The 25,066-nt window shown below is 64.1% G+C and carries 27 protein-coding genes; 24 read left to right on the plus strand and 3 right to left on the minus strand.

Annotated features, from left to right (window positions below; genetic code table 11):
* Positions 1 to 14: 14 nt before the first annotated feature.
* From AC4EEO_RS03395 to AC4EEO_RS03445, 11 genes are all read left to right on the plus strand, one after another.
* Positions 15 to 1,187 (plus strand): flagellar hook protein FlgE, encoded by a 1,173-nt coding sequence (locus AC4EEO_RS03395; RefSeq protein WP_491330480.1) that lies wholly within the window; start codon positions 15 to 17, stop codon positions 1,185 to 1,187.
* Between the two features lie 391 nt (positions 1,188 to 1,578).
* Entirely contained in the window at positions 1,579 to 2,163 is a 585-nt protein-coding gene (locus AC4EEO_RS03400; protein ID WP_491330479.1) for a ScbR family autoregulator-binding transcription factor, read from the plus strand.
* Between the two features lie 895 nt (positions 2,164 to 3,058).
* On the plus strand, positions 3,059 to 4,174 hold the full coding sequence (locus tag AC4EEO_RS03405; protein ID WP_491330478.1) for an IS110 family RNA-guided transposase: 1,116 nt from the start codon (positions 3,059 to 3,061) through the stop codon (positions 4,172 to 4,174).
* Between the two features lie 270 nt (positions 4,175 to 4,444).
* Complete coding sequence (locus AC4EEO_RS03410) at positions 4,445 to 5,524, plus strand: hypothetical protein (protein ID WP_491339877.1); 1,080 nt, start codon at positions 4,445 to 4,447, stop codon at positions 5,522 to 5,524.
* Positions 5,521 to 8,889, plus strand: coding sequence for an RHS repeat domain-containing protein (locus tag AC4EEO_RS03415; protein WP_491339878.1), 3,369 nt, complete (start codon positions 5,521 to 5,523; stop codon positions 8,887 to 8,889). Before AC4EEO_RS03410 ends, AC4EEO_RS03415 begins: the two co-directional genes overlap by 4 nt.
* Entirely contained in the window at positions 8,886 to 9,065 is a 180-nt protein-coding gene (locus AC4EEO_RS03420; protein WP_491330475.1) for a hypothetical protein, read from the plus strand. The genes AC4EEO_RS03415 and AC4EEO_RS03420 overlap by 4 nt, the downstream gene beginning before the upstream one ends.
* 337 nt (positions 9,066 to 9,402) lie before the next feature.
* Positions 9,403 to 9,588 carry a hypothetical protein gene (locus AC4EEO_RS03425; RefSeq protein ID WP_491330474.1) on the plus strand — a complete coding sequence of 62 codons (186 nt, stop codon included), beginning with the start codon at positions 9,403 to 9,405 and terminating at the stop codon, positions 9,586 to 9,588.
* Positions 9,589 to 9,793: 205 nt separating this feature from the next.
* Positions 9,794 to 10,390 (plus strand): recombinase family protein, encoded by a 597-nt coding sequence (locus AC4EEO_RS03430; RefSeq protein ID WP_491330471.1) that lies wholly within the window; start codon positions 9,794 to 9,796, stop codon positions 10,388 to 10,390.
* Positions 10,391 to 10,770: 380 nt separating this feature from the next.
* Positions 10,771 to 11,679, plus strand: coding sequence for a DNA-processing protein DprA (gene dprA, locus AC4EEO_RS03435; RefSeq protein WP_491330470.1), 909 nt, complete (start codon positions 10,771 to 10,773; stop codon positions 11,677 to 11,679).
* Between the two features lie 569 nt (positions 11,680 to 12,248).
* Positions 12,249 to 13,274, plus strand: coding sequence for a DUF4192 domain-containing protein (locus AC4EEO_RS03440; protein WP_491330469.1), 1,026 nt, complete (start codon positions 12,249 to 12,251; stop codon positions 13,272 to 13,274).
* A gap of 181 nt (positions 13,275 to 13,455) precedes the next feature.
* Positions 13,456 to 13,608: a hypothetical protein gene (locus tag AC4EEO_RS03445; RefSeq protein WP_491330468.1), complete on the plus strand. Its 153-nt coding sequence runs from the start codon at positions 13,456 to 13,458 to the stop codon at positions 13,606 to 13,608.
* 114 nt (positions 13,609 to 13,722) lie between these two features.
* Here the strand turns inward: AC4EEO_RS03445 and AC4EEO_RS03450 are convergent, their stop codons facing one another.
* Positions 13,723 to 14,046: a hypothetical protein gene (locus tag AC4EEO_RS03450; protein WP_491330467.1), complete on the minus strand. Its 324-nt coding sequence runs from the start codon at positions 14,044 to 14,046 to the stop codon at positions 13,723 to 13,725.
* 1,281 nt (positions 14,047 to 15,327) lie between these two features.
* Here AC4EEO_RS03450 and AC4EEO_RS03455 point away from each other — a divergent pair.
* From AC4EEO_RS03455 to AC4EEO_RS03465, 3 genes are read left to right on the plus strand one after another with little or no spacing between them, the layout of a single operon-like run.
* Positions 15,328 to 16,242, plus strand: coding sequence for a hypothetical protein (locus AC4EEO_RS03455; protein ID WP_491330466.1), 915 nt, complete (start codon positions 15,328 to 15,330; stop codon positions 16,240 to 16,242).
* Entirely contained in the window at positions 16,239 to 16,901 is a 663-nt protein-coding gene (locus tag AC4EEO_RS03460; RefSeq protein ID WP_491339879.1) for an ABC transporter ATP-binding protein, read from the plus strand. The genes AC4EEO_RS03455 and AC4EEO_RS03460 overlap by 4 nt, the downstream gene beginning before the upstream one ends.
* Positions 16,888 to 18,102 carry an ABC transporter permease gene (locus AC4EEO_RS03465; protein ID WP_491339880.1) on the plus strand — a complete coding sequence of 405 codons (1,215 nt, stop codon included), beginning with the start codon at positions 16,888 to 16,890 and terminating at the stop codon, positions 18,100 to 18,102. Before AC4EEO_RS03460 ends, AC4EEO_RS03465 begins: the two co-directional genes overlap by 14 nt.
* A gap of 95 nt (positions 18,103 to 18,197) precedes the next feature.
* Here the strand turns inward: AC4EEO_RS03465 and AC4EEO_RS03470 are convergent, their stop codons facing one another.
* Positions 18,198 to 18,773, minus strand: coding sequence for a TetR/AcrR family transcriptional regulator (locus AC4EEO_RS03470; protein WP_491339881.1), 576 nt, complete (start codon positions 18,771 to 18,773; stop codon positions 18,198 to 18,200).
* Between the two features lie 66 nt (positions 18,774 to 18,839).
* Here AC4EEO_RS03470 and AC4EEO_RS03475 point away from each other — a divergent pair, with 66 nt between their 5' ends.
* The 4 genes from AC4EEO_RS03475 (at position 18,840) to crcB (ending at position 20,957) form a co-directional block, all read left to right on the plus strand.
* Positions 18,840 to 19,340, plus strand: a complete 501-nt coding sequence (locus AC4EEO_RS03475; RefSeq protein WP_491339882.1) for a DUF4188 domain-containing protein — start codon at positions 18,840 to 18,842, stop codon at positions 19,338 to 19,340.
* A 122-nt stretch (positions 19,341 to 19,462) separates the two neighbouring features.
* Positions 19,463 to 19,999: a universal stress protein gene (locus tag AC4EEO_RS03480; protein WP_491330463.1), complete on the plus strand. Its 537-nt coding sequence runs from the start codon at positions 19,463 to 19,465 to the stop codon at positions 19,997 to 19,999.
* Complete coding sequence (locus AC4EEO_RS03485; protein ID WP_347876394.1) at positions 19,996 to 20,583, plus strand: fluoride efflux transporter FluC; 588 nt, start codon at positions 19,996 to 19,998, stop codon at positions 20,581 to 20,583. Before AC4EEO_RS03480 ends, AC4EEO_RS03485 begins: the two co-directional genes overlap by 4 nt.
* On the plus strand, positions 20,580 to 20,957 hold the full coding sequence (gene crcB / locus AC4EEO_RS03490; RefSeq protein WP_133830486.1) for a fluoride efflux transporter CrcB: 378 nt from the start codon (positions 20,580 to 20,582) through the stop codon (positions 20,955 to 20,957). The genes AC4EEO_RS03485 and crcB overlap by 4 nt, the downstream gene beginning before the upstream one ends.
* Positions 20,958 to 21,001: 44 nt before the next feature.
* Here the strand turns inward: crcB and AC4EEO_RS03495 are convergent, their stop codons facing one another.
* Entirely contained in the window at positions 21,002 to 21,574 is a 573-nt protein-coding gene (locus tag AC4EEO_RS03495; protein ID WP_491339883.1) for a dihydrofolate reductase family protein, read from the minus strand.
* A gap of 71 nt (positions 21,575 to 21,645) precedes the next feature.
* On the opposite strand from AC4EEO_RS03495, the gene AC4EEO_RS03500 reads away from it, so the two are divergent.
* The 6 genes from AC4EEO_RS03500 to AC4EEO_RS03525 all read left to right on the plus strand — a co-directional run bounded on the left by AC4EEO_RS03500 (position 21,646) and on the right by AC4EEO_RS03525 (position 25,017).
* Entirely contained in the window at positions 21,646 to 22,209 is a 564-nt protein-coding gene (locus AC4EEO_RS03500) for a TetR/AcrR family transcriptional regulator (RefSeq protein WP_491339884.1), read from the plus strand.
* 92 nt (positions 22,210 to 22,301) lie between these two features.
* A complete protein-coding gene (locus AC4EEO_RS03505) occupies positions 22,302 to 22,631 on the plus strand; it encodes a hypothetical protein (protein ID WP_491339885.1) in 330 nt (109 codons plus the stop codon).
* Between the two features lie 117 nt (positions 22,632 to 22,748).
* Positions 22,749 to 23,081 carry a hypothetical protein gene (locus tag AC4EEO_RS03510; RefSeq protein ID WP_491339886.1) on the plus strand — a complete coding sequence of 111 codons (333 nt, stop codon included), beginning with the start codon at positions 22,749 to 22,751 and terminating at the stop codon, positions 23,079 to 23,081.
* A gap of 68 nt (positions 23,082 to 23,149) precedes the next feature.
* Entirely contained in the window at positions 23,150 to 23,395 is a 246-nt protein-coding gene (locus tag AC4EEO_RS03515; RefSeq protein WP_109045310.1) for a flagellar FlbD family protein, read from the plus strand.
* Between the two features lie 3 nt (positions 23,396 to 23,398).
* Positions 23,399 to 24,217: a motility protein A gene (locus AC4EEO_RS03520; RefSeq protein ID WP_491339887.1), complete on the plus strand. Its 819-nt coding sequence runs from the start codon at positions 23,399 to 23,401 to the stop codon at positions 24,215 to 24,217.
* Complete coding sequence (locus tag AC4EEO_RS03525) at positions 24,214 to 25,017, plus strand: OmpA/MotB family protein (RefSeq protein ID WP_109045312.1); 804 nt, start codon at positions 24,214 to 24,216, stop codon at positions 25,015 to 25,017. Before AC4EEO_RS03520 ends, AC4EEO_RS03525 begins: the two co-directional genes overlap by 4 nt.
* The last annotated feature ends 49 nt before the right edge of the window (positions 25,018 to 25,066 follow it).

The following is a 25,066-nucleotide window of genomic DNA, read 5'->3' on the forward strand; positions in this document are numbered from 1 at the left end:
CGAAAGGCCCACCCATGCTGCGTTCCCTGTACTCCGGCATCTCCGGACTCCGCGCCCACCAGACCATGCTGGACGTCACCGGCAACAACATCGCCAACGTGAACACCACCGGCTTCAAGGCCTCCGCCACCCAGTTCCAGGACACGCTCTCGCAGATGACGCAGCCGGCCGCCGCGGGACAGGACGGCGGCGCCGGTACCAACCCGGCCCAGATCGGCCTGGGCGTGCGGGTGGCGGGCATCAGCACCGACTTCGGGCAGGGCTCGGCGCAGACCACCGGCAAGGCGTCGGACCTGATGATTTCGGGCGACGGCTTCTTCGTCACCGGCAAGGGTGCGCAGACGTTCTACACCCGCGCGGGCGCCTTCGAACCGGACAACGCGGGCCGGCTGGTCAGCCCGGACGGCGGCATCCTGCAGGGCTGGACCGCGGTCAACGGGGTGGTCAACACCGGCGGAGCGCTGGGCGCCATCGTGGTTTCGCCCAACACCACCTCGCCCGCCGTCGCCACCACCACGGCGGCCCTGGACGGGAACCTGCCGGCGGACGCCGCGGTGGGCACCGTGCTGGAACGCCAGGTCAAGGTGTTCAACGCCGACGGCGCCTCCCGCACCCTGGATCTGACCTTCAGCCGGACGGCGGGCGGCTGGGACGTGGCCGGCAAGGACGCCACCGGCGCCACCGGCGCCACCGCCCTGACGTTCCAGAACGGTGCGCTGGCCTCCGGCGGCACCCTGGCCGTTGGCGGCATCACCGTGAACCTGGGCACCGTCACCGGGTACGCGGGGATGAGCACGCTCACCGTCGCCGGGCAGAACGGGGCCGAGGCCGGAACCCTGCAGTCCTACACCCTGGCCCCGGACGGGTCCGTGGTGGGGTCCTTCAGCAACGGCAGCCGGGCCGTCCTGGCACGGGTGGCGCTGGCCAAGTTCGCCAACCCGGGCGGCCTGGAAAAGGCCGGAGGGTCCTCCTTCGTGGCGACGGGAAATTCAGGTGCTGTCCAGGTGGGAACGCCGGGCGCCGCCGGGATGGGCACCTTGGCCACCGGGTCCCTGGAAATGTCCAACGTGGACCTGTCCCAGGAGTTCACCAACCTGATCGTGGCGCAGCGCGGGTTCCAGGCCAACGCCCGCATCATCACCACCTCGGACGAGGTCCTCCAGGAACTGTCCAACCTGAAGCGCTGAATCTATGGAAGAACTGACTGTCTCCTAGGCGGCACCCACGGGCGGCTGCGGCCCGTGGTCACCTGCGGGGCAGGGGTGTCTCTTGTGCACTGCCCGGGTCAATGGGAGCGTCCCGTTGGTTGCCGGAAGCACAGCTCGGCGACGGATCAGCCGAACACCAAGCACTGAACGGTCGAAGCCCTCGCATCATGAAGAGAGCCGGAGGGCGGCAATTGGTGGCGAACCAGGGTCCTGACGAGCAGTCCTGTGTGGTCTCGGAGAGCTTGCAGGACATGATTTCCGATGAAACCAGTCGCGCCTATCAGCAGCACGACTCTATGGGCAGTTGTGAGAGGAGATACTTGAAGCGGGGTGGGCACGTATGCCTCCTCATTTGGAAGGTGGATAAGGATTGGCGTTACAGGACAGGGCGAAGGCCACCCGCGGTGCAATTATCGAAGGTGCAGCATCCATCTTCGAGACCCAGGGGTACGCCAGCGCTTCTTTGGCTGATGTTGCTGAACGTGCAGGGGTCACTAAGGGAGCACTGTACTTCCACTTCAAATCGAAGGAAGAGCTTGCCAAGGCTGTCATCCAAGCGCAGCATGACATGTCCCTGAAAGGTAGCGCTACGATTCTTGAGGCGCAGCACCCTGCGGTGACGTCCATGAAGCTCCTTTGTCGAAGCTTTGGTGAGCAACTCCAGGGCGAACCCATCATTCGAGCCGGGATAAGGCTCACCTTCGAGGCGTCCTCCTTCGGCTACGCCGTGAAGGAGCCCTATATCGACTGGCTCACGACGATGGAATCGCTTGTTCGCGCAGCACAAGCTGAGGGAAGCGTCCGGGAATCCATTGACGCTGCCGCCCTTGCCCGACATATCGTCGCGTCATTTACAGGGGTCCAGTTGTTGTCCGAGGTTCTCAACGGGCGCAAAACTCTTCTGGATGAGATCGACATCATGTGGGAGTTCCTCGAAGAGGGCATCCGTAGATGAACGAGGAGGGCCGTGTCGCTCCGAGACCCTCACAGGCTGCACGGGCCCGGGCCCATTGCGAGTTCAAATTCTGCTTTACGATCTCTGGCGGCATCGATTGTCAGTGACGCAGTGACGCAGTGACGCAGTGACGACGGCTCCGGCGCCTCGGGTAATTCGGCGCACCTGAACGTGCGGGTCGTCGCCGAACTCAACGATCTTGTCGAAGCGGCCAGAGAACTTCGTGATATCAAAGCCCGCCGACCACCGAATCAAGCGTCTTCCCCCAATCCCGCCAAACGGGGTAGAGCCTACGCGAACGCTCTCCTAGTGTTCAGAAAACAAAACCGGTCATCCAGCTTGTTTTGCCAGGACTGCTGTCGTAGTAACTAAAAGCCCGAGCAGCAGGTTATCCGAGGCCTGCGACCTGGCAGCGCCGGTTCCTTCGCGATGAACCTGCGCGCAATGGGGGGAGTTACCTGAACTTTGGAAGCTTTCCTCTCCAGCCGTCATGAATGTGTCGCCGCACTGGATCAGGTTCTACTACGGCAACCTCCGCACCGCTTCCGCCCGCGTTTAGCACTAGAGATCGGCACTGCAGCAGTGAAAAACAGCATTGTGAGTCTTGACGTGGTTGGTCTGGGACTGGCTGGCAGTGTTGGTGCCGGTCGTTCTGCTTGGCGCGTGACTCGAAAAACAATTTGCCCCATTGAGGGTGCGTTTCCCCCGACTTGTCCGCGCTGGGTGGAGCGGCCGGCGTTGGCCTGTCCCACGTCGGTGGCTTGATTAGAAGCTTGCCCAGCCAGTGGTGGTTGTGGCTCATCACAGTTTTGCCTCGAAGTGACTCTTTCCCAGGTTTAATTCCGGCCGTCATGCGGCCGTTCTTGCCCGTTTACCAGGAAGGAGGGTGGCAGCGTTGGCTATTGTTGCGCAGACCCGCCCGTTCGTCATTGGCGTGGATTGTCACGCCCGCACCCACACCTACGCCGTCATCGAGGCCAGCACCCGGCGACAAGTCGCTAGCGAGCAGTTCCCCACCACCGCGGCCGGGATTTCCCGCGCTCTTGCCTGGGCAGGCCGTAGGACGGGCGGGGACATGGCCTGTTTATGGGCCATTGAGGGTGTCGGCACGTATGGTGCACGTCTGGCCAGGGCAGTAACCGACGCCGGCTACGACGTCGCCGAAGCTCCACGGATGAACGCCCGTGGCCGCCGGGGTCTCGGAAAATCCGACGCGTTGGACGCTGCCGCCATCGGAACCGCAGTTTTGGGCCTGGAGGAGTCCGAGCTCCGCGCCCCACGCAAGGATGAAGGAACCCGTGCCGGGCTGAGGATCCTGAGCGCAGCACGGGATCAGTTGACCCGGGACCGAACATTGAACGCTAACGCCCTGCTGGCCTTGCTCCGGGTGCATAATCTCGGAATCGACGCCCGTAAACCGCTGGTTCCGGCCCAGATCTCCAGCATCACCAGATGGCGCGAACGCCAGGAACCGATCGAGCTCTCGGTCGCACGAGAGGAAGCGGTCCGGTTGGCGCGCCGCGTTCTAGAAGTGACCACCCAGCTCGCTGCGAACCAGAAGCGCATGACTGAGCTGATCCAGCAAAGCCCCGCGGCGCCGCTCTTGGAAATGGTGGGAGCCGGGGCTGTCACGGTCGCTACGGTCCTGACAGCGTGGTCTCATCCAGGAAGGGTCCGCAGCGAAGCCGCCTTCGCCTCACTGGCAGGAGTGAATCCCTTGCCTGCCTCGAGCGGTAACACTGTCCGACACAGGCTTAACCGGGGCGGTGATAGACGTCTGAACCGTGCCTTGCACACGATCACGATGTCCCGGATGGTCCATGACCCCGGGACACGGGACTACGTTGCTAAACGCACCCGAGAAGGCCGCAGCTACCGCGAAATCCGAAGATCTCTCAAGCGCTATCTCGCCCGTACCCTCTATCGGCAGCTCAACGTCCTCTACGCCGCAGCGGAACCGCAACCTGGTACGCCACCAGGGCAGACAGGCCTGGCCCCCCAAGGACCGTAATGGTCCTCGTAACGATGACTTTGTATGGGCTGCTGCGAGTTAGGTCAGTTTTTCATCAAGTTTGTCCAAGGTTTGGATCAAGATCGTTGCTGACTCTTGTGCTGTGCTTTAGCGTCGGGGCATCACTCGTTGGGGGTTCGGGCGTTCGGTGAACTGGGGATTGCCGCGGATCATTTCGTAGAAAGTTCGTGGGGGATGTCTACTGTTCCGAGCTCGATCCGTTCTGCCCTTTTTCGGCCAGTCTCAGCTGGTTTTCTTGGTGTGAGGCTGGTGATCGCCGCCGTTGTTGCTGTGTGCGTCATGGCCGCGGGGCTCTCTACCCCGGCCTTCGCTGCCCCGATAGTTGCCGAATCTGCTGGCGTCGCTTCAACACCTGTTCAGGCCCCGGCCATGGTGCCGACCCAGTCGACGCCGTCGGTCCAGGCCGGCGTGTTTGTCCCGGTCCAAGGGCGGGCGCTGGATACGAGGTCTGGTCTGGGCGGGATTACGGGGCCTGTTCCGGCGCAGACGTGGTTGCCGTTCCAGATTCTTGGCCGGGCCGGTGTGCCTACCACTGGCGTGGACACGGTGCTGGTGAGCCTGACCATTGTCGGCGGTACCAACGTGAACGTGGCCCAGCTGGTACCAAACACTGCACGGCATCACGACACCACTGACCTGTATTCGGGCAACGATGACACCATCTCCAACACGGTCGCGGTAGCGGTCGGCACGGACGGGATGCTGGCGCTGTATTCGAGCTCGTCCCAGCAGTTCATCGTCGATGTTCAGGGCTATTTCACCTCAGGGGACACGCCGGCGCCCGGTGCTTTCGTTTCTGTCCCAGCGTTCCGGGCCGTTGATACACGCAACGGGACCGGGTACCCCGCGGGCATGTGGTCCGGCGGCGGGATCAAGAGCCTCACACTCGAGGGCGGCGCCGTCCCGGATACCGCGACCGCGGTTTTCGCCAACATCACTGTCATCAATGACACTGACCCGTCTCAGGTCACCTTCACGACGCTGCCGGGCGGTGGTTTCGCTGGCGGCGCAGACCCTGGGACGACCATCAACTTCCGTGGCTCCTCCACCACCGCTGTCGCCGCTGTGCTGAACCTCAATGCCGCCGGCGTGGTCGATATTAAGTACACCCCCTCGTACACGACGGGTTTCCATGTCCTGGTCGATATCCAGGGCTATTTCGATGGGCAGGTTTCCAACAGCGCTTTCACCACCGTCGAGTCCCGGATTTACGATTCGCGCGTGACGAACACGCCCATCCCCGGCTTCAGCTCTACGGAGGTCCAGATCGCCGGGGTCGGCGGCCTGCCGGCCGCCTCAACGAACCTCGCCGGGGTGGCTATGAAATGAACATCACCCCGATCACCACCGGGAACGGCAACCTGACCGTGTGGCCCTCGGATGAACCGCAACCGAATACCAGCACGGTGAACTACACCGCTGACTCGGTGTCCAACACGGTCGTGGTCAGGCCCAGCACGACCACCGGGAAAGTGAAGATCTACAACGCTGGCCCCAGTAACGTGGACGTCATCCTCGATTCACAGGGCTGGTTCAGCAACGCGAACCTCCTGCCGCCGGTCACCGTTGATGGTTCGCAGTCCGGGGCGCGGGGCAAGGCTTCGATGGTCTCCCATAGCCTGACCGATGCGAGCAAACTCGCCCTGAACCCCACGAACGGCAACACCGTCTTCACCGGCCGGTTGTTGAATATCCGCGGTGTCGGGCAGGACATGAACGTGGCCTGGCGCTACAACACCAAGTATGACCACCGCCCGACCCTGTCGATGGGCCGGCTGGAAACCGCGCTGCGGGTCGACCCGACCACCGGGAACGTGATTTACACCGCCCCGGACGGTGGCTGGTACACCTTCACCAACACCGCCGGCGTGTACACGATGGCACCGGAGCTGAACGCTTCCCTGACCAAAACCTCCACCAGTGAGTACCAGCTGCGCTTCAACGACACCGGGGTCACAAACGTCTACCAGGACGATGGGACCAACTTTGCCCTCGTCCGGTCGGTGGATGCGAACACGACGACTCCGAACACCGTGACCTACACCTACGGCAACGGCCGGCTGACGCAGACCACGGACACCCAGGGCCGCACCATCTCCTACGTCTACAACGACACCCGGAACCTGAATCAGCCCTCCGCGATCACGGACAACTCCCTGAACCGCACAGTCAACATCGAATACGGCGGCGGCGAAGGCCGGCTGTCCAAGATCACCGACGCCACCGGAGCGGTCACCACCTTCGCCTACACGAACGGAAAGCTCAGCTCCTTCACCGACGGGCGCACCAACGTCACCGCTCTGGCATACGCCACAGACGGGTGGGTCAACACCCTCACCTACGGTCAGGGCTCGGCCTCGGCCGCGACCTGGACGCTCACGCACAACACCGACGGCAGTCTCTCCTACCTGACCGACCCGAACAGCAAACAAACCACCTACACCCTGGACGCCAGCAAAACCCGTGTCCTGACCATCACGGACCCGAACGGCAACAACGCCTCGGCCACGTTCGACGGCCACGACAACCGCCTCACCACCACCAACGGGCTGGGCCAGACCACCACCGCGGCGTACAACGCGAACAACTCCCTGACGAAGATCACCTCACCGCTGGCCGGATCCACCGGCACCGCCGGGGAGGTCTCCTTCACTTACCCGACCGCGAGCGGGGACCCGCTGCTGAACTACCGGCCCGACACCTCCACCAGCGGTGAGGGCAACACCGGCACCATCCAGTACGACCCGAACACCAAGAACCCGTCGGCGATCCTGACTCCTGACAACCTTGGTGGCACACCCCGCCGTTACTATCAGGGCGATGCCGCCGGGACGAGCTGTGGCGCAAAGCCCGGGTCGCTGTGCCGGTCCACGGACGGGAACAGTAACGACACCACCTTCACCTACGACGCTGCAGGCAACGTCACGACGGTGACCCCGCCGGCACCCCTGGGGCCCACGACCTACACTTATGAAGCCGCCGGCAGGGTCAGCACCGCCAAAGACGGGAAGAACCAGACCGCGACCTACACCTACGACAACAACGACCGGATCACCCAGATCCGCTACGCCGCGACCTGCGTCCCTGCCTCCTGCGTCGCCTACACCTACGACAACGCTGGGAACCTCACCACTCGGGTCGACGCTGCCGGGACCACCACTTACACCTGGGACGCCCAAAACCGGCCCACCGGTAAAACCATCGGTGGGACCACCACCAGCGTCACCTATGACGGTGCCTCGAACGTCCTGACCTACGTCGATCCGCTCGGGACGGTGACCTACCGGTACGACGGGGCGAACCGGCTCACCGCCCTGGCCGAACCAGGCGGGTCCTGCCCGGCCACCTTGGTGTTCCCGAACAGCACCAAATGCACCGGCTTCGACTACGACAACGCCAACCGGCGCACCGCCACCAAATACCCCAACGGGGTCAAGAACACCACCAGCTACGACGGTGCCGGGAAGATCACGGCCATCACCGCGACCAACAGCAGCAGCACCGTCCTGGCCAAACGCGCCTACACATACACACTGAACGGGGCCAAAGACGGCGGCCAGCGCAAAACCATGACCACCGACACCGGCGCTGTCACCACCTACACCTACGACAAACTGAACCGGCTCACTTCATCGGTCACGGGCACAGTCACCGATTCGTGGACCTACGACGCCAACAGCAACCGGCTCACTGAAGCCAAAGCCGGGACCGCCACCGTCTACACCACGTTCAACGCCGCCGACCAGCTCTGCTGGCACGGCACCACACCCGGCACCTGCGCCGCACCACCCACCGGCTCGGTGATGTACGGGTACGACGCGAACGGCAACACCACTCTCGCGGGCTCCACCGGCACCACGCAGGCCTACAACGTCTTCAACCAATTCACCACCAACACCAGCGGCTCAACCGTCACGAACTACACCTACGCCGGCGTTCGCAACGACGAACGGATCACCGCTGGATCCACCAACTTCCTCAACGGATCCCTCGGCGTCACCCAACAAACCAAGAGCAGCGGAACAACCTCGTTTATCCGCGGTCCGGACGGGAACCTGATCAGCATGCGCGACAGTGCCGGAGCGAGCTACTACTACACCACTGACGCACTCGGCTCCGTCATCCTGCTCACCGACAGTAACCAGGCCAAAGCCGCGACTTACGGTTACGACTCCTGGGGCCAAGCAACCAGCACCACCGGCGCCCAAGCAGCCACCAACCCCTGGACGTACGCCAGCGGCTACAACGACACCACCAGCAACCGCATCAAACTCGGCGCCCGCTACTACAACCCCGCCCGCGGACGCTTCACCCAGGTTGACCCCTCGGCACAAGAAAACAACGCGTACCTTTACGCCGGCGCCAATCCCGTCAACAATAGCGACCCAAGTGGGCTCCTGAACCTGGGCTGCCCGGATGGAAGCGCTGGATTCTTAGTCTGCGACCCTGTTTCTTATCCGTCCTATTCGCCGGCTTCGACGTCTGTAACACCCCTGACCTTGGACCCGCGTTCTCAGTGCATTTACGGGAGTGGCGTGCAGTCTGCCGGGAACACCGCGGCGGCCACGTTTGTGGGGTCTAGCTTCCTTGCGGCGTTCGGATTCGCCCCGGCCGCTGGCGTCGGACTCGCAACTGTGGCTGGAGGACTTGTTGGATACACGTCCGGCATTCTAAATGGGGTGGAGCACTGTTGAGCAGAAAACGCGTTCTACTGATTATCGCTAGTTTGGTAATCGCCACCATCGCCAGTGCGGTCTTTCTCATCTTAACAATAGGAACCTCCAGCGGCATGTTCTGGCCGACGCTGACTACGACTGTTGGCGTTGTAGCCATCATCACGATACTCACCCAAAAGGGCGGCAAGAAGTAAGGGGTCCACTGACTAGTGCCGGTAGCGGAGGCCTAAGCACTCGGTTTTTCTTCCGGTTCTGCGAGCAGTGTTCCACTTCCTTAGAACCGGGACATCTCCAGTGGTGTCATTTTCCGAAGTCGTCTGCACACGCTGCCCTGACCGGCGCCGTCAGCGACCCTGGCAAGGTACGCACCGAGCGGGCGGTGCACGGCTCCGAGCGCCACGATCAGGACCGCTATCTGGGTGATAAACGAGAGGACGTTGAACTCCATGGCTCAGCGGCCTCCCGGGCGGAACAGCTGGTCCACCAGATACACGCACAAGGCCAGGGCGAACCGCCGAAACCAGGAACTGGTTGATCGCGTACAACGGGGAACCCATCACCCCGCCAATCAGCGCCGACATCCTTGCCCCCACACGCGGCGCCACAGAACCCGCATGGTGGGCCGGTGACTCGGCGGACGGACCCCAACTGGCCGACGCGGCGACGGACTGGATCGAAACCATCGCAAACGGCGAGGACCCCGAACCGATCGAATAGGCAATACGGGGTCCTGAGTGCGAACGCACGAATCGCTGTCTCATCTAAGTACAGCTTTTCAAGACACTGTCTCGGGCCCTCGGGAGGGACTGCGACGGTGCACCGGGAGGCGGAATAACCAGCTGTTCAGCATCTCGTAAAGGTGTCTCGCGGGTAATCGTCTCGCCGCGGGTGCATCGGGGGCTTTTCGAGTCAGAATTGCGTTGTGAGGCTACTGGGTTACACCCGGGTGAGTACGTCCAGTCAGGACGCCCAGCTGCAGCTGGATGCACTGGTCGCCGCAGGTGTGCAGAAACGCGATGTCTTCACCGATGTGACTTCCGGCAGCAAGACGGCGATCGAACGGCCGGGGATGAAGAGACTCCTCGAGTACGCCGAGGACGGCGACACTGTTGTTGTGTGGCGGGTCGACCGGCTGGGCCGGTCGCTGATCGACGTTCTGAACACGGTGGCCCTGTTGCGCGGCCGCGGTGTCCAGGTCCGGTCCATCTCCGATGGCATCGACCCTGCAACCTCGACCGGCCGGTTGATGCTGAACATGCTCGCAACCCTTGCCGAGTATGAGCGCGAGCTCATTGTCGAGCGGGTCAATGCCGGCATTGCTGCGGCACGCCAGAACGGCACACGCTTTGGCCGGCCGCTGTCCGACCCGACAGTCATCGCGGACAAACTCGCGGTCGCCCGGGACGCCCGCGCCAGGGGCCGCACCGCCGAAGACGCTGCCCGTCTGGTGGGCTGGAGCCGTGCAACGCTTTACCGCCACCAGCAAGCCAGCGCTGCTCAAGAGAGCACCACGACGTAGTCCCGAAACTACGCGCTGCCTGAGGGGTTGGGTTTTCCAGCCTCGCCCAGCCAGCGCCCAGGTCCACTGCACGGACCTCGCTTCGCTCGGGCTGTAGAAGCGTTTGTCTGTTTTTTGCTGCTGTCCTGCGGATCGTACGTGCCCGCTCCACCGGCTCAACCGTCCTGCGGACGGCTGCGCAGCCGATGCCTTGTGTCGGCGCTTCGCTTATTTCCTCCCACAATCCATCCGCTGCTCGCCCTTCGGGTTGCCCCGGCTCCGTCGGGCACAGCTACGCGTTGCTCCGCCAGCAGGCAAAAAACGCCCGGGGGAGAGGGGACGCTGGCCGGTCACCAAGGCCGCCCCACCCACCGGATCCTCAGCAAAGGACGAGAGAAACCATGAACGATCGCATTGCACGCGCCGCCCTGACCCGCCTCTTCGAACCCGGCGATCGCATCGGCCAGGCCCTCGTGGGAAGGCTCGGCGCGTACGCCGCACTGCGGCTTGCCACCGGCGCCCAACCCGCCCACACCCTCCCGGACATCACGGCCGAAGAACTGTCAGACGCGTTGAAGCGCTGGGCGCCCCGCGTACCGGAGCTGGACCCGGAGAAGGACCTGGCCACCATCGAACGGCTGGGCGGAGGGTTCCTTATCCCGGGAGATGAACACTGGCCGGAAGGCCTGGACGACCTGCCAGACGCCCCATACGGGCTCTGGTACAGGGGCAACATCGACAACGGCATCCCAGCACCTTCGAAGTGTGTGGCGCTGACCGGGTCCCGGGACTGCACGAGTTACGGCGCTTCCGTGACAGGGGACATGGCGTACGGATTGGCGCAGCGTGGAGTCTGCATCGTCTCGGGCCTTGCCTACGGCATCGATGCGCACGCGCACCGGGCCGCGTTGGCCGGAAGCCAGGGAGACGGACCTGCGACCCTCGCGGTGCTGGCCGGAGGCCTTGACCGGGACTACCCGTCCGGCAACGCTGACCTCGCGGCCGCGATCCGAGGCAACGGCCTCACCCTCTCAGAACTCCCGCCCAGTTCCGCCCCCACCCGGTACAGGTTCCTGCAGCGGAACCGCATCCTTGCCGCCCTCGCAGGGGTGACCTGTGTCGTGGAAGCCCGCTGGCGGTCGGGGGCGCTGAACACGGCCCATCACGCTGAGACCATTGCCCGGCATGTCGCGGCCGTCCCCGGGAGCGTGCACAGCGCCAACTCGGCAGGATGCCACCGGCTCCTGAGAGAAGGCGGGGCGGTGCTGGTGGCCGATGCGGCCGAACTGGCCGAACTCCTCGCAGGCTAGTTCCTTTGAAGGTGGCCGTCCCCTTTAAGGGGGCGGTCACCGCGGCCGGTCCGCCGTCGTGGCCGGGTTGCGCCGTGGGTTGGCGCCGCCGGACCGCCCTTTCGCACACGCAGTGCCGGCGACCCGGGGGCGCGCGGCCACCGAAGCCAGAGATGCCATAAGCAGGGCCGGGGTGCTGAGGGAGGGTTCGCAGGGCTCACAGGAAAGGGCGTCCGCTGGCGCGGCCGGCTGTTGGGGCCAGTGCCGGCTCCGCAGGGCTCCGCCGCCCCTGGCCCTGTCTTGTCTTCGACATTTTGGCTGCTGTCCTGACGGATTGTACGTGTCCGCTCCGACCCGTCTAGCCCCTCCGTTCCTCCGGGGCCTGCGGTGCAGGAAATGTCCCTGCGGCGCTCCTTCGTCGCTGATTTCCTCCGGGAATTTCCCGCCCCTTGCCCAAGGTAGACAGGCCTCCGTCGGCCACAGCTCCGCAAGCTTCGCCAGCAGCCAAAACAACGGTGGGGGAGGGGAAGCTGGCCGGTCACCAAAGCCGCGCCACCCACCATCATCCTCAGCAAAGGACTCTCAAAACCATGACTGATGCAATCCGCATTTCCAGCCCCGCCGACATCCTCGGTTTCATCCCGCACTCCCTCGGGTTCATACCGCGTGAATCCTTCGTGTTCCTGACCATGCGGGGCAAGACGCTGGGCGCGACACTCCGTGTCGATGCCCCCGCGGCCGCGGAACCCGCCGGGTTCGCCGCCTCCATGACGGAGTACCTCGCACTGGACACACAGGCCACGGCGGTGCTGCTGGCCATCTACACGGCCACCACCCCCGCGCCCGGTAAGGAGCGCCCGTTTCACGACCACGTCGAGGCCGTCATCGAGGCGCTGGACTCTGCAGGTACCCCGCTGCAGGACGCCTGGCTGGTCACACCGTCGCACTGGCAAAACCTACTGTGTGACAGCGAAGCCGGGTGCTGCCCGCCCAAACCGCTCGAATCCATCACCGACGGACAACTGAACGCGGAACTGGTGTTCCGCGGCAGCAGCTACCAGAAGACGCCCGGCACCACCTACGCACCGTTCGCAGGCCCGGCAGACAGGGAGGAGCAGATCCGTTACGCGCTCACTGGAGTGCTCGGCGCAGAGCTGACTCCGGGCCGGGAACTGTGGGCCCAGGCCCTGACCCGGGGCGGCTGGTTGGACCCGCAGACCGCGGTGGAGCTGCTGGCGTGCTTCCAGCGCCCCGACCTGCGCGACACATTGTTCTGCAACGTGATCGACCCGGAGGCCCCGGACGCCGAGGGGAGCGGGAACCTGCTCGTGGGAGAGGGGATCACCCCGGACTGGGACCGCGTGGACCGGGGACAGGAAACCGCCCGCGACCTCATCGACGCAGCGCCCGAAGGGTACCGGGCGCCCCTGCTGACCCTGATCGGCTGGCTGGCGTACCTCAAAGGCCAATCATCAGTAGCCGGAGACCACTTCAAGCTCGCCCTGACTGACACGCCGGGGTACCGGCTCGCGGAACTGATGGACCAGCTGGTGAGCCGGGGAACCATCGCCCCCGTCGCAAAGAACCAGGACACCGCCTACAAGCGGCACCGCTAGGCGGGTGGGGCCGGGCCGGGACAACGGTCCGGCCCCTTTGGTGCGGTGGCGGCCTCCCCCGCGTGCGCTCCTCCGGCCGCCGATCACGCTGCCGCGGGCGCAGCTCCAGAAGCGGGAAACGGCCGAACGCCGGGCTACAGTGGAAAAGGAACACGATCCACTAGCCGCCTGGGGGCAGCACATGAGCCACGAATACATCCTCACGGACGACGACGCCGCCCCCGCAGACGCCACCCACGCCCAGGACATCCTCGAACTCTCGATGCTGACCATGCCGCAGCCAGGCGCCCCCATCGTCGATATCTCCTGGGAGAAAAACCCGCTGGACCCTTAAGTTTCTGCAGCGATGGCGCTGCAGCACTGAGTTTTCCTTTTGCTGAGGGAAAAAATGAGGCCGGCCCCAAGGGGCCGGCCTCACTTATTGCCAATATTGGCACTGCTTGAATGGTCAGCCTTTAAGGCTGGCCTCCGGGATGTCGGAGAACCCCGAGTGATAGCCGCTGTAACCGGCATAGCCAGGGTATCCGGGGTAGCCGGCGTATCCGGGATAGCCCGGATACCCGGGATACCCGCGGTAAGGCTGGGAATTCCGCTTGAGAAGGCGATTTCCTACGACCGTACCGAGATAGTTTCCATCCTTGTCGGCTGCGTCGTTATCACCCCATGGGAACCAACCAATCCAGTTGCCCGACTTGTCGAAGAGGAACTTGTCAGTGGGATTGCGCCGGAACGCGATGGGGTTGCCAGTGTTATCGAAGTAGAAGACCGCCACTTACTTACCTTTCCCCTTCTGGGAAAGGGCGCTAGCGGCAGCCCTCTTTGACGCTGCGCTGGTGCGACCGTCCCTTAGGACCTTGCTGGCAGCCGTTGCAGCTTTGCTGCTCGTCTGTTTGGTGTTCTTCGCCATTTTTGGTTGTCCTCTGCTCGGCTCTACTTGAGTGCGTCTGGGCCGGCAACGTCGAGTGACCGCTGTCGGCCCAGGATCTCCAACATCTAGCGTCGGACGGGGATGATTCGGATTGTCCGCTTGATGCGAATGCGGATCCTTTGAGTAGCCATAGCTACTCTCCTTTCCGGGATCGCCGGGCACAGAGGAACGTAAGCTGCCAACTGGATTGACAGGCTACAGACTCACTCGTAGTCTGTTGTGACGTTCCGGAGACATGGAAACGGCACAAAACAATTCCCTTGGGCGGCTTTGACGCAGGCGCCTTGCCTGCGAGGCATTGATCCCTATTTGTTTGTAAAAAGAAGCGCATGATCGGTTGCACCCGATCGTGCGCTTCTGTCGTAGAGGACACCATTGGGATGACCTCTACCTAGAACACTACATCTAGTGCAGACGCCTCTTAGGAACCCCTAGATGATGTATTACAAGTATGTCATTCAATGCACCGTTAATCCACAGGCAGTTGGCCTTCAAAAGAGCCGGAATCCGGGTTCTTTCCCGAATCGATTCCACATCCTGTGGAATACTTGGCAACATTTAGACCCCAGCGTGTCGCCCGAGACGGCGTGTCTAAAACATTGACATAGCAAGCTTGAGCACCACTTAACCTCCATCCATAGACATTCTTCGACGCGTTCTGCTGCTAGGGAGTTTGCAGCATTGGCGGCCATCTTTTCGATGCCTTTACGACTCATCTCGAAATCCAACGGACAGTTCAGGAGAGGGCCAACGATCCTCGCTTCGCTCGGGCTGTAGAAGCGTTTTTCTGTTTTTTGCTGCTGTCCTGCGGATCGTACGTGCCCGCTCCACCGGCTCAACCGTCCTGCGGACGGCTGCGCAGCCGATGCCTTGTGTCGGCGCTTCGCTTATTTCCTCCCACAAGCCTTCCGCTACTTGCCCTTCGGGTTGCCCCGGCTCCGTCGGGCACAGCTACGCGATGCTCCGCCAGCAGGCAAAAAACGCCCGGGGGAGGGGAAGCTGGCCGGTCACCCAAGCCGCCTCACTCGCCGGTCCGCTCCTCCTTTCAGCCGCTTGACAGACATAGAAGCGTCGGGTGGGAGTCGTCGGCCCCATCACCACACACGAATCGTTGGACGCCTGTCATTGCTGACTGCGGCCCTGCTTGCTTTCACTGGCTGCAGTGCCGGTCAAAACCAGCCCAACAACGAGATCTCCACAATCAAAGAAGACGTAGTGAAGCTCCGAGGGGCCAACGGCTTGTTCCGCATGCCGGAAGCCTCAGACTACGAATCCACGTTGGACGTCCAAGCAGCCCTGGAAATGAAGTCCACGCCAAAAAAGGACCCCGTCGTTCCGAACGACGGCTCCGTGCATGCAACCTACCTCGCTTCACGGCTTCTCGACACGAGTTTCCCGGACATCACAAATGAGCGGACGAAACAGGAGCTGGAACGCGTCCTCCAAATACCCGAGACTGACATTCTGACCAGGCTAAAGGCCCTCGTGGCACTTAAAAGGTCTGGCTCGGAAGCCTGGCATAACTACACCCCCGTTGTCGGCCAAGCGCAAGCCAACCTTCCGGCCTCTGTGACTGCTGAAAACCTCAACGAGTACGTCGAACTCATCGACGTGCTGATGCAAGCGGATCCAAGTACCACCCTCAGCAGCCTCAAATCCTTCGATGCCCAGCCCGGCAATGACTCTTCCCTTTCCAAGGCTCTGATTGCGCTTTCGAATTCGATGTACTTCAAAAACAGTGCTGAGGTCCGGTCCATGTTCCCTGCAGTCCAGGCGAAACTCCCGGAGATCATCGCTAACCAGGGAACAGGCGGACTGAACTACTTTAGAGCCCTGACGGCGATGACCAGCGCCAGCCTCTCAGGGCTGGACTCAAACGACTTTGACAGCGCAACGCAAAAGCTCCAGAACTTGAAAGGCTGCAAAGAGTTCTCGTCGCTCTACCGTCTGCAAACCGACGAGGCCTCACCGTGCAGCCTGTCCCTTTCAGCAGCGCTCATTGCCGTGCCGGGCGCCTATGACCTAGGAGCAAACAAGTGAGTACCGTTCTCATGCTGGAAAACATCAGCAAATCCTTCAGGGATGACCACCGTAACCGCCACACTGTGCTCTCCGGGGTCAGTCTGCGGCTCGACGCCGGCGAGATCGTTTGGCTCCACGGCGACTCAGGCTCAGGAAAGTCAACAGTCCTGAACATTGCCGGGCTTCTGTCGACCCCGGATGCAGGAAGTGTTTGGGTTGCTGGTCGTGACCTCACGCGTGCAGCTCCGAAAATCGCTGCTCGGACAAGGGCCGGCCGGATTGGAATGGTCTTCCAAAGCAGCAACTTATTGCCTGAGCTGACAGCGCTGGAAAATGTTCTTCTGGCGGCCCGCGAACGCCCCTCAAGGGACCAGCTCCTGCACGAACTGGACCGATTCGGTCTCACCGCAGTGGCCGATAGAAAAGCGAAGAAGCTGTCCGGCGGACAGCAACAACGCGTTGCATTCTGCCGTGCTGTTTTCAACAGGCCTGCCGTGCTCCTGGCGGACGAACCGACTTCAGGGCTTGATCCAACGAACACGGAACTCGTCCTCGAAGCTTTGCGATCGAGTGCCGCAAACGGCTGTGGTGTGTTGGTCGCGTCGCATGACCAGATTTTCGAGCAAGTCGCTCATCGAGAACTCCCAATGAGCGAGGTGCTGATTGAACAAGTATGACGTTTTTATCAAGAAGTCCGTACAGCTGACGCTTTCCAAACTGCGTCCGCTCGCGGTCCTGATGGCACTCGGCATAGCCGCCTTCGTCTTTGCGGACAGTGTGGTGGGGGCAGGAATATCCTCGTACTCGAACAACATCACCACCAATTCCGCTCTAAACTACGTTGAAGTGAGCTCTGTTGGCCCCGGCAGCGCTAAGGACATCACGGACGAGTCACTCGGGCAGTTTGATGGGATTTCACACGTTGCTGGTTCTACGGGATGGGCTCAGTTCGATCTGGCTCTCCAAGACCCGACCACGTGGCCGACCACTAACAACCCGGGAGCGTTTACCGCCACGCCCTTCATCAGCGGCGTGACGCCGAAAGTACTTCAAGGCGAAGTCCCGGAATCCGGCCCAAAGGCAGGCGAGGTGCTGCTCCCAGACACCGGACAGGGACAGAAATTCGGCCAGCTTCTCGGCAAAGAAATCAACTTCGTTTACACGAAAGTCATCGGCCCCGGGAACGGAGAGCCGGCGGCAATCGCACTGCGGGTAGTTGGCATCTACGACAACTCATCGCCGGGAACCGACGGAACCCAGGCCGCCTATGTCTCCGATAGCGTCCTTAAGTCCACGATCTCAGATTCCAGGATGGCCGGTGAAGAACTCACTTACCCCCGGGCTTTTGTTCGCGTCGACACAGCTGAAGAAGTAGTCAGCGTACAAAACGCTGTCCGTGAATTGGGCTACTCAGTCAACAGTGTGGCAGGGCAGATCAGGTCACTTACCGGACTCTTCGCACTTCTTGCCCTTGCCAGTTGGGTCATCGGAGCAGTCCTCGTCATATTCTGCCTGGGTGTTGGTATCTCAGTGGGTGGAAGTTGGATCAAGCAACGAGCTCGGGAGGTCGGACTCCTCAAAGCTGTCGGGTGGTCTGCGAAGTCGATCGGCGGGGCCTATTTGACTGAGCTGGCCGTGGTGGGACTGGCAATTGGAGTTGGGGGAGCGCTCTTGGGTTCGCTTTTGTCGATATTTGGGACAACTGTATTCAGCAGCCTCCAACTCGAACTCTTGCCAGTGACCCCGTGGGCAGCGCCGAACTGGCTTCTGGTCCTGGGTGCGCTGGGCTGTGTGCCATTGTTTCTATGCTTGGGCGCAGTGGGCCATATCGCTCGGCTCGCCCGCTTGGACGCGGATTCCTCCCTGCGCGATCTCTGAGTGCAGACTGCCGAAGGCGTGCTTTATCAAAAGCACGCGGCGCAGGCGTGCCTGGGACCCGGCGGCGCGCTTCGGCGCTGTGCTTTAGTTGTGCTTCAGGCGGCCCAGCCGCGGGCAACGGCGTCCAGGGCGGCGGCGTAGACGGCGGCCCAGTCGGCATCCGTTGGGCCGACTTGTGCCAGTTCCAGGCTGACCAGGCCATGGACCTGGCCCCAGATGGCGGCGGCGACCAGTTCCACGGGCGCTTCCAGGAGGGTCCCGGCGGACTGTGCAGAAGCGACGGCGTCCATCAGCGGCTGCATGGCATTGAGGGCAACGTCCGGGTCTGGCCGGCACTCGACGTAGGCGGCCAGCACGCCGCCAAACATCAGCCGGTAGAGTGCCTGGTGCTCCAGGGCCCAGGCCCGGTACGCCGTGCCAAGTCCCTGCAGGCCGCCAGCGGCTGCGGCCGCCTGCGATTCGCCGAACGAGCGGAAACCGTCCTCCACGACTGCGGTGAGCAGCTCTGATTTCCCGCCAAACAGCGAGTAAACGGCGGTGGTGGAGGTCCCGGCGGCGGCGGCCACGTCCCGCACCGTCACCCGCGCCGGACCAGTGCGGTCCACCAGTTCAGCCGTGACGGCCAACAGGTCGTGCCTCAGGGAATCGTTATGAACAACAGGTCTTGCCATGGACCCCATTGTTTCATAACCTTGTTTTGTAACAGCGTTACACAACACCGTGCCGAAGGGGTTCCCATGTCGCAGAAGGTATTTCCGGGCCGCTATACAGCCGATCCGGGCCGGGAGTCCGTCACGGTTTTCCTGATCGGGATGCGGGCCAACCGGTGGTGGAAGGTGGGGACCGTGGGGAGGGTTGGTGCCGCCATGGGGCGGATGCTTCAGCATTTGGGAGATGACCCGGCGACGGGGATGCTCGGTTACCAGCAATGGGTGGGGCGCACCACCATGATGCTCAGCTACTGGGAAAGTCCGGAGCACCTGCGGAAGTTTGCGGCGGACAGGGATGCGCCCCATCTGGAACCCTGGCGCCGTTTCATGAAGGAGCTCGCCGGAACCGGGGACGTCGGCGTCTGGCATGAGACCTATCAGGTGCCCGCTGCCGGCATCGAGGTCATCTACAGCGGGATGCCGCTCTTCGGGCTCGCCAAGGCCACGAACCATGTCCCGGTCGGAGCAGGCACCAACACCGCCAAGCAGCGGATGGGGCGGGCTGCCCGCCCCGCCGGCGGTTCCTGACCGCAGGGGTTTGACGACGCCGAACCGGGCTGGGGCCAGGCGTCCCCCGCCGCGGGGCAATGACGCGCGTTTCTTCCCGAGGTCCGGCTGCGCAGTAGAATCCGGATCTGACAGGAGAACAGATGACTGACGCAGCGAAACCATCCAGCCCTGCGCCGTACGTCCCGCGGCAGATCAGCGGGCCGGTGCTGATGGGCGTCGTGCCCGGCCAGCCGCTTGCCGTCGCGCACCGTGCCGCGGAGCTGGCGTTCAGCCTCGGAGTGAAGCTGGTCTGTGCCTACGTGGACGTCACCACCTACCTTGCCGGGGAGCCGGACGGCAGGGCGGAGGCCCGGCCGATCGACCCCGACGGGGTGGATGACGATATCGAAGGAATCGGTGCCACCATCGCCGCGGACCTCCGCGCAGCCTTCGACGGATCCGGGGTCGACTGGTCCTTCGTGACCCTTGCCGGTGACCCGGCCCGGGCGCTGGGACGCCTGGCGGAATCCGCCGATGCGTCCGTCATTGTGGTGGGCACCCGCGAGCGCGGACTCGGGGCCCGGCTTGAGGAAATGCTGGTGGGATCCGTGGCGGTGCACCTCACCCACCGCCAGCACCGGCCCGTGCTGGTGGTCCCGCTGTCGCCGCACAAGCACCAGCCCAAGGCGGGCCGATGATGGAACCGCCTGTCCCCGGCGCCCAGACGCAGGCGGGGAACGCGGACAAGCGGGGGGACGACGACGGGACCGGGCGTCCGGAGGCCGGCGGCCGGGAGGCTGCGGCGGACCAGGGGACGCTTGGTGCGGCGCGCCCGCACCGGCCGGTGCACCTGCATCCCGGGTTCCTGCTGGTCGTCATTGCGGGCGGCATCCTGGGGGCGCTGGCCCGTTTTGGACTGGCCGGCATCCTGCCTGCACCGGGTGGCTGGCCGGTTCCCACCCTGGCCATCAACCTTTCCGGCGCCTTCCTGCTCGGCCTCCTGCTGGAGGCCCTGGTGCGGCGGGGCCCTGACGCGGGGCGGCTTCGGCTGATCCGGCTGTTCGTCGGCACCGGGTTCCTGGGCGCGTTCACCACGTACAGCACCCTGGCGCTGGAAACGAACACCCTGTTCGGAGCCGGCCGCGTCGCGGACGCGCTGCTCTACGTGGCGGTCAGCGTGGTGGCGGGCGCGGCTGCCACCGTGGCGGGAATTTGGCTGGCGGCGGGCAACCACGCACGGGCAACCGGCAGCCGGAAGGCTCTGAAGAAGGAGAACCGGTGAACGTCGCCACCATTATCCTGGTCGGCGTCGCCGGCGGGCTCGGGGCAGCCACCCGGTTCGTGGTGGACGGCCTGGTACGGTCCAGGGCCCGCACCGCCCTGCCGGTGGGAACCATCATCATCAACGTCACGGGCTCGTTCCTGCTTGGCTTGCTCGCCGGCGCCGTGATCGTGCACGCAGCGCCGGTCGAGCTGCAGGCCATTGTCGGCACCGGGTTCCTGGGCGGGTACACCACGTTCAGCACGGCAAGCTTCGAAACCGTCCGGCTCATCCAGTCCCGCCGTACCGGGCTGGCCCTCCTCAACGGCATCGGCACCGCGGTGGCCGCGGTGGCCGCTGCTGCCGCCGGGCTTGCGCTCGGCAGCCTGTTCTAGCCGGGCAGGCCGGCGCGTCCCCAGGCGGCGCCTGTTGCCGCGGTTTAATTCCCGTGCGCGCCGTACTCTTCGATCACCACGCCCGACTGGAACGAACGGGTCCCCGTCGGGGCGAACGACTGTGCAGCGAAGGGCTTGTTGCCGAACAGCGGAATGCCTGACCCGAACACCACGGGGTTTCGCTTCAGCACGAGCCGGTCGATCTCCGGCAAGAGCGAGCCGGCCAGCGCGCCGCCGCCGCACAGCCAGATGTCCAGGCCCTCTTCCCGTTTCAGTGCTCCGACGGCGGACAATGGGTCGGCGGTCACGGTGATGGCGGGGTCCAGCGTGCGCGGGCTCCGGCTGGCCACAATTTGCCGAAGATGCGGATACGGGCTGCTGATTCCGGCGTCGAGTGCCGGGGCCAGGGTGTTCCACCCCATGATCACCGTATCGAACCGTGTTCCGGGTGGCTCCGTGCCGAGTGCACTGTGTGCGTGTGCGGGCAGGGCGTCGGCGTAATCGCCGAACACGAATGACATGTGGTCGCCGTCGGCAGGGAAGGCATCGAATCCGCCGGTTGGATCGGCAATGAAACCGTCGATGCTCACGGCAACGTAGTAAACGAGTTCTCGCATGGTTTCTCCAATCACGACATCTGTCGTAGTTAAAGTACAACAGGCGTCGTGGTTTGGCTAGCATGATCCGTATGGCCCGAAACGATGAACGACGTTCCACCCTTGCCGACGCCGGCATCCGCGTCCTCGCCGAGGAAGGCGTCCGCGGCCTCACGCATCGGGCCGTCGACGCCGCGGCCGGTGCGCCCCGGGGGACTGCCTCCAACTACTTCCCCACCCGGGACGACCTCATCGCCGCGTTGGTTGACCGGATCGGAGAGCGGCTGACTCCTGATCCGGCCGCCGGCCCGGGGCAGGGCCGGGAACCGGACAGGGCACTGTTCGCCGCGTACCTGCGTGACGTTGTGCGGCGGCTCGGTGCCGACCCCCACGTGTCCCTCGCGCTTTTCGAGCTGCGGCTGGTAGCTGCCCGGCGTCCGGCTGTTGCCGACTCGCTGGGCAAGTGGCGGCAACGCGCCTTCGAAGACGACGTGAAATTCAATGACCGGGCCGGACTGCCCGGAGGCCGAACAGAGCTGGCCCTGTTCCACTACGCCATCGACGGGCTCATGCTGGACCACCTCACCGTCCCGCTGACCACGGGACTCTCCCTCGACGCCGTCGTGGACGAACTGGTGGACCGGATCCTCAAATAAACCGTCGCCCCGCATTGTGCCAGGTCAAACGCCTGGCCAAGCGTTGATCGGGCGGCCGGGCGGTGTTACCGTGGGGCCCGATTGGGGGATGCATGGTGTTGTTGCTCGGGTGGGTCATGTTGGAGCACTTTGTCTGCGCCGACGTCGCAATCCGCACAACGCTCAGTGCAGGAGTGCCCCCGGTGACCGCCCTCGTCCTCGTGGCCCTGGTCGTTGCCCTGACAGGCCTCATGGCCTGCGCCTCGCATGCGCTGCTCCGCACCCTCCTGGCCGGACGCGGCCACGCCGCGGCACAGGGACTGGAGGTCCGGCGCGGTTCGCTCTCCGTGTCTTTGGTTTGCTCCGTGCCCGTCGGCGGGGCGGGTCCCCGCGCTCCGGGCGCGCGCCGCCGTCGCCCCGGGAGCCTCCCCGCAGCACTCTAGGACCCACTGCCGGGTTCAGTCCGCACATGGCAGGACCGCGGCTGCGTGCTGCGTGCGCCGTTCCTCCGGGCGACTTCAGGACACTTCCCTGACAGCCGCCACAAGGAGCCCATCGCCATGTCCCGTAATACGTTGTTCTCTGCCCTCCGCAACCAGCCCCCGAGATACCGGGCAGCAACCTCCCGCCGCCTCGGGCTGCTGTGGCTGCTGTGCCGCCGGGCCTGCCGCCGTGTGGCCTTGGGAGCCACGCTGTTCGGCGGGTGGGTGTGGTTCGCCGCCGGCTCGCTGATTGGATTCGAAACATTCGAGATCCTCTTCGGCACGTTTGCCCTGGCGCCCGAGCTGCTCCCGCTCGTCATCCTCGGCCTCGCGCTTACCTGGTGTGTCCGCCGCCAGCTGCGCCGGGCTTCGGTGCGTGTCCGCGCGTCTCGGCGCCGGGATCACCCCTGACCTAACGGCCCGGGCCGGGCGGCCGACAGTAGGGAGGGAACGCCCACCCAACAGAGCAGAAACGGCCCATGATCGTTGTCACCCGCCTCAACGGCACCCGCTTTGCCGTGAATCCGGATGTGATCGAGCGGATCCACGAGAGCCCGGACACACACCTGGTCACGCTCGACGGCGCCACGTACGTTGTGCGCGAAAGCCTGGCTGAGGTTGTGGAGCTGATTGCGAACTACCGGGCCTATGTCCTCCGCCGGGCACGTGACCTGCCGGCAGCCCCCGGGCATTCGCTCAGCCTTGTCCGGACGCCCGAGGAGTAACCCATGGATCCCGCAACAATCATCGGGCTGCTGCTGGCCTTCGGCTCCGTCTTTGCCATGGTCACCCTGGAAGGTGCCAGCGTCGAGGCGCTCCTGCTGCCCGCGCCCATGGTCCTGGTGTTCGGTGCCACCCTGGCGGTGGGCCTGGCCGGAAACACCCTCCGGGACACCCTCCAGGCGTTCAAGGACCTGCCCCGGGCATTCGTGGCCAAACCGGCCAAACCGCAGGACAGCATCGGCCAGCTGGTGGGGTTCGCGGAGATTGCCCGCGGCGAAGGCCTCCTGGCCCTGGAGGATGAGGCCGGCAAGGCCAAGGACCCGTTCCTGGCCCGTGCCCTGCAAAACATCGCCGACGGCACGGACGCCGAAGAGCTGCGGATGCTCATGGAAGACGAGATCGACACCAAGCAGCGCCGCGACCGGATCTCCAGCAAGTTTTTCGCCAGCCTGGGCGGGTACGCACCCACCATCGGCATCATCGGCACGGTGGTGTCGCTGACCCACGTCCTGGAAAACCTCTCCACCCCGGACCACCTGGGCCCCATGATCGCCACCGCGTTCGTGGCCACCCTGTGGGGCCTGGTGTCCGCGAACTTCCTGTGGCTGCCGTTCAGTTCCCGGCTCAAGCGCCTCTCTGACCTGGAAATCGAGCGGATGACCCTGCTGATGGAAGGCATGCTCGCGGTGCAGAACGGCACCCAGCCGCTGCTGCTCGCCGAACGGCTCAACGCCATGGTTCCGGCCGGGCAGGCCAAAGGCAAGGGCAAAACCAAGGGCGCCCCGGCCGCCGGCGAGCTCTCGGACCTGGGCCGGGCCGCTTGAGCAGGCGCCGCCGCCGGAGCCACGAGCCGGAGGAAGAACACGTGGACGAACGGTGGATGGCGTCCTACATGGACATGGTCACCGTGCTCATGTGCATGTTCATCGTCCTGTTCGCCATGTCCACCGTGGACCAGGCCAAGTTCGACAAGCTCCGGAACTCCCTGGCCACCGGATTCGGCGCCGTGGCCACGCAGACGGTGGACACCGCCAGCGGAACCGTGGTGCCGCCCGAGCAGATCAACAAGGATGCCGAAGCCTTCTCCTCCCTGGAACTGGCCATCAAAGAGGTGGACCGGCTCACCGCCCTGCAGCAGAAAATGCAGTCGGACCTCAAGGCCGGCCAGTTGGACGCCAATGTCCAGTTCCAGGTCACCGAGCGTGGCCTGACCGTGAAACTGGTGGGCTCGCAGGCCTTCTTCCTGCCGGACCGGCCCGAGCTCACGCCGCGCGCCAGCCAGGTCCTGGACACCATCAGCCCCACCCTGGCCCCGGCCGGCCTGGAGATCATGGTGGAAGGCCACGCCGCCAACGGCATCACCTCGTTCCCGTCCACCTGGGAGCTGTCCTCCGCACGGTCCGTCAACGTGCTGCGCTACCTGGTGGACCGCGGGGGAGTGCCGCCGGGGCGGATCGGCGCAGTGGCGTTCGGGTCCGCCCGCCAAGTCAACGACGATTCCACCGAGGAACTCATGGAACTGAACCGCCGGGTGGACGTGGTGGTTCTTTCGGACAAGGCGGAGGCCATCCGGGCGCTCATTCCGGAGGCCATCAAAGTGGAGGCCGCGAAACCGGCCCCGTAAGGCACAAGAACACCGGCCCAACCCGCTTACGCGCCGGGAACCGCTGCCG

The sequence above is a fragment of the Pseudarthrobacter sp. MOO13 genome (assembly GCF_058267655.1).